The 4,436-nt window shown below is 40.8% G+C and carries 5 protein-coding genes and 1 pseudogene; all 6 read left to right on the top strand.

Features of this window, described 5'->3' with window-relative positions; all coding sequences use genetic code 11:
- Positions 1 to 290, top strand: a pseudogene (locus ACYQ2O_RS10700) (group II intron reverse transcriptase/maturase); the annotation flags it as partial.
- A gap of 84 nt (positions 291 to 374) precedes the next feature.
- Positions 375 to 1,061 carry a RadC family protein gene (radC, locus tag ACYQ2O_RS10695; RefSeq protein ID WP_091267001.1) on the top strand — a complete coding sequence of 229 codons (687 nt, stop codon included), beginning with the start codon at positions 375 to 377 and terminating at the stop codon, positions 1,059 to 1,061.
- A gap of 193 nt (positions 1,062 to 1,254) precedes the next feature.
- Positions 1,255 to 1,455 carry a cold-shock protein gene (locus tag ACYQ2O_RS10690; protein WP_034302391.1) on the top strand — a complete coding sequence of 67 codons (201 nt, stop codon included), beginning with the start codon at positions 1,255 to 1,257 and terminating at the stop codon, positions 1,453 to 1,455.
- Between the two features lie 216 nt (positions 1,456 to 1,671).
- On the top strand, positions 1,672 to 2,682 hold the full coding sequence (locus ACYQ2O_RS10685) for a rod shape-determining protein (protein WP_346024876.1): 1,011 nt from the start codon (positions 1,672 to 1,674) through the stop codon (positions 2,680 to 2,682).
- A gap of 150 nt (positions 2,683 to 2,832) precedes the next feature.
- On the top strand, positions 2,833 to 3,684 hold the full coding sequence (gene mreC, locus ACYQ2O_RS10680; protein ID WP_346024877.1) for a rod shape-determining protein MreC: 852 nt from the start codon (positions 2,833 to 2,835) through the stop codon (positions 3,682 to 3,684).
- Position 3,685: 1 nt separating this feature from the next.
- Complete coding sequence (gene mreD / locus ACYQ2O_RS10675) at positions 3,686 to 4,249, top strand: rod shape-determining protein MreD (RefSeq protein WP_346024878.1); 564 nt, start codon at positions 3,686 to 3,688, stop codon at positions 4,247 to 4,249.
- Positions 4,250 to 4,436 lie beyond the last annotated feature (187 nt).

Raw genomic sequence — 4,436 nt, 5'->3', positions numbered from 1 at the left:
TCGGCACAGGTTTCATCAAAACCTTCGTAACGAAAGTGGAGCAATGGCTCCATCACCGTATCAGGCAACTCATTTTAAAAAGATGGAAAAATCCACGTACTAAGATTAGCAGATTAATGCGTTTAGGTCTAGATATGGACAGTGCTAAACGCATTGGTTACTCCAGAAAGAAATACTGGAGACTGTCAAAAACACCTGAAGTTCATTGGGTGCTTACAACGAAAAGACTCTACCGGTGGAACGTAGTTTCACTACCGGACCTGGCGGAGTCTGCTTACTTAAGATATTGAACCGCCGTATACGGAACCGTACGTACGGTGGTGTGAGAGGCCGATAAATGAATTAATCATTTATCTCCTACTCGATTAAGGAGGATGTTATCTATGCAAAAATTTACAGATTTGCCTGTCGAATCCCGTCCGCGAGAAAGGCTGAAAGAATATGGTCAGTCAGCGCTGGCCAATCATGAACTGCTGGCTATATTGTTAAGAACAGGGACTAGAGATCAGAATGTGCTGCAATTAAGTCTACAAGTCTTTTCACACTTTGATGACTTGTACATGCTCAAGAATGCTTCACTTGAGGAACTGATGGAGATTCCGGGGATTGGAAAGGCTAAAGCTGTGGAACTGCTTGCTGCCATTGAGCTGGGAAGAAGAATGTCACATACACCTATCGTCAAAGAAGGAGCGGTCACATCCAGCCAGTACATTGGACAGATTCTGCTGGACGAACTAAAGGATTTTCAGCAGGAGCATGTGGTCGCTCTCTTACTTAATACAAAGAATGAAATCATAAAAAAGGAGACAATTTTTAAAGGATCTCTAAATTCGTCTGTGGCGCACCCAAGGGAGATTTTCAAAGCTGCCATAAAATGTTCGGCAGCACGACTCATCATTGCACACAATCACCCATCCGGAAATCCTGAACCTTCTGATGCTGATCTTTCATTTACTCAACGAATGTCCGAAGCAGGAAGACTGATAGGAATAGAACTGCTGGATCACTTTATTATTGGAGATAATTCCTACATCAGTTTAAAAGAAATGGGAGCGCTGTAACAGTCGGTAAAGAAGCATCATATCTTTTTAAATAAATGGAGCATTATCCTTGCAATATTAAAATAGCCATGTTAATATGAATTTAGCATTTTGTTAGGGAAAGAAAAAAGTAATGTGTAACAACATTCCGATTCGTACCTATAGCAATAATGTGAAATATATAGTGCACTAGGCACGAGGAGGAATTTGTAACATGGAAAACGGTACAGTAAAATGGTTTAACGCAGAAAAAGGTTTTGGATTCATCGAGCGCGAAGGTGCAGACGATGTATTTGTACACTTCTCAGCTATTAACGAAGAAGGATTCAAATCTCTAGAAGAAGGTCAAGCTGTTACTTTCGACATCGAAGAAGGCGCACGCGGACCACAAGCTGCAAACGTAGAAAAAGCGTAATTAACTCTAATTGAATTTTCGACCGGGTAGGCATAATGCTTGCCCGGTTTTTTAGTGAGCCCTGATAATGTAACGAATCGTTTCAAATATTAAAATTAAAATAAAGTCAAAGTCTTATAGTGCATCTTTTGAGATAAAAAGGTACAATAGCATAATGAATACTATTCAATAGTAATTAAATATGTATGCTTTGATTTTTGAAAGGAGATTTTCTAAGTGTTTTGGTTTAGAAAAAAGAATATTGGAATTGACCTGGGGACTGCAAATACTAATGTCTTCGTAGAAGGAAAAGGAATAGTACTGGGGGAACCCTCAGTTGTTGCTAAAGATAAACAGACTGATGAGGTTGTTGCAGTTGGCGAAAATGCACAGAAGATGATTGGTAGAACACCCGGAAGCATCGTAGCTATCCGTCCGATGAAAGATGGAGTGATCGCTGATTTCGATACCACTGCAGCTATGATGGAATACTTTATAGGAAAATCTGTCGGAAAACGTGCCTCGAAGCCCAATGTGGTCGTCTGTGTTCCCGGAGGAGGAACTGAAGTTGAAAAAAGAGCGATCATTGATGCAACAAGGATGGCTGGAGCTAAAGATGCCTTTCTGATAGAAGAACCGTTTGCAGCTGCCATTGGTGCCGGTCTGCCAGTCAATGAACCCACAGGAAGCATGGTGGTAGACATTGGTGGAGGAACGACTGATGTGGCCACTATTTCTCTAGGTGGAATCGTCAGCAGCCGAACAATCAAAATGGCTGGAGATCAGATGGATCAATCGATCATTCATTTTATCAGAAGTAAATACAACATGCTGATAGGTGAGCGTACAGCCGAAGCAATCAAAATAGAACGGGGTAGCGCATCTGTTGAAGCTTCTAGAGCCCATGATAACATGGATATTAGAGGAAGGGACTTACTTACAGGTTTACCTAAAACAATCTCTATACCTGCGGAAGATGTTTCTGAAGCGATAAAAGAAGTGATCGATGGCATAATAGTTGCTGTAAAAGCAACATTAGAAGATACGTCTCCCGAAATTTCTGCAGACGTGATCGATAGAGGAATTGTATTGACAGGTGGCGGAGCTCTTCTTAAAAACATAAGTGATGTTATTGCGGAAGAAACCGAAGTGCCTGTATTTGTAGCAAGCAGCCCACTTGATTGTGTAGCTATTGGTACTGGGGAAGCTCTGAATCACCTTGACCTTTACAAAAAACGATCGAGATAAATAAGTAAACTGACAAGCGGGAAGGCATCTTCCCGCTTGTTTGTTGAACAGGACAAGACATGCATTAAGTAAAATCTTATGCAACTGCCTCTACGATAAAATCTAAATATATGGTAAAATAGTCGAAGTTAATTATAAGAGGTGTTTTAAGTGAACCAGTTTTTTACAAACAAGAAAATGATCGTTCTGCTCATCAGTGTAATACTCTTTGTTTCTCTTATTTCAATATCTTTGAGAACCGGAGACAATACACCGTTTCTGCAGCAGGCAGCTAATGATATTACAGCAGTTCTGGGACGTGTTTTTATCCGACCTGCCAATGCAGTAACAAGGATTTTTGAATCAGTTAACGATCTACAGAATACTTATGAAGAAAATCAGAGACTGAAAATTGAAATAGACAAAATCTACGAACGACAGGCTGAAATCAATGTCTTGAGGGATGAAAATCAGAGGCTGGGAGAAGAACTTGAATTACAAAGCTCCCTGACAGACTACCGGACCATTTCAGGTACTGTTATTTCAAGAAATCCGGATAATTGGGTCGATCAGATTGTGGTTGACAGGGGCAGCCAGGATGGCGTCGCAGTTGGAATGCCAGTTATGTCGAGCAACGGTCTTATTGGAAGGATCTCTGAAGTCAATCCTACGAGCTCCAAGGTTGTCCTTCTGACAAATATCGATCAGACAGCAAATCAGGTCTCTTCCGAAATTATTATGGAAGAAGAAATTGTTTATGGACTGATCAGTGGGTATGACAGCAGTAGCGACAGACTGGTCATGTCTCAGATTACCTCCACAATCGAAATCGAAGAAGGCGAGCTGATTACAACCTCTGGACTGGGAGGCGTGATTCCTCGTGGTCTAGTTATAGGAGAAGTTGAAGAAGTGACTATGGATGCTCATGGGCTGGCTCAGCAAGTCTTTGTAAACCCGGCAGCAGATTTTGAAAATATCAGATTTGTTACAATTATAAATAGACTTGCAGAAAGCGGGGAATAGTATGGAACAGTGGAAAAGAGTTGTCATTCCTATTGTCCTGTTATTTTTCTCGCTGCTGACCGATGGGCTGATCGTTGCGCTGTTTACTGAACAGCTAAACGTTCCCTTCGGGTTTATGTCTCCAAGGTTATTTGTATTAGTAGTGATTATGCTTGCATTCTACCTTGAACCGAGACATATGATCATCCTGACAGTTGTTTTCGGTTTCATTTACGACAGCTATTTTTCAGGCCTTCTGGGAATATACATCGCCGGTCTGACACTTATAGCCTATTTTGTCATGCAATTGAGAAAAATATTCGATACGACCTATTTAATTATCCTGCTTGTTTCCATCATCATGATTACTTTTCTTGAGTTTTTTGTTTTCGGAATTTATACCGTGCTGGACTTAACTACTATGGGAGTACAGAATTTTATGGCAGGCAGACTGTCAGCCTCGCTGCTGTTCAACACTGTCATCGCAGTGTTCCTTATTCTACCATTGAAGTACGTCATTCAGAGCATGGGTATTGACAGAAAAGATAACAAGGATAAATCGAAATCCAGTATAAGCTACAGATAGGAACTGTCAAATTTTTTATGAAAACTAAAAATTAAAGGTGGTGAAGGCCCACTGACTATGCCAATCGGAGCCGCATTTGCCCTTGACAAACACTTGAATGGTTTCAGTTAAGGTCACAAGGGTGACGGTAGACAAATCAAAGGCATGACAAATACACCCTTGAATTTAACCAGTTTAAACCATTCAA

This window comes from Alkalibacterium sp. m-11, assembly GCF_054658155.1.
This window is presented reverse-complemented; position numbering and strand designations above follow the sequence as displayed.

Bases quoted from the DNA above. Each gene is read 5' to 3' on its own strand.
- radC (WP_091267001.1), top strand. From the start codon at position 375: ATGTTATCTATGCAAAAATTTACAGATTTGCCTGTCGAATCCCGTCCG.
- ACYQ2O_RS10690 (WP_034302391.1), top strand. From the start codon at position 1,255: ATGGAAAACGGTACAGTAAAATGGTTTAACGCAGAAAAAGGTTTTGGA.
- mreD (WP_346024878.1), top strand. From the start codon at position 3,686: ATGGAACAGTGGAAAAGAGTTGTCATTCCTATTGTCCTGTTATTTTTC.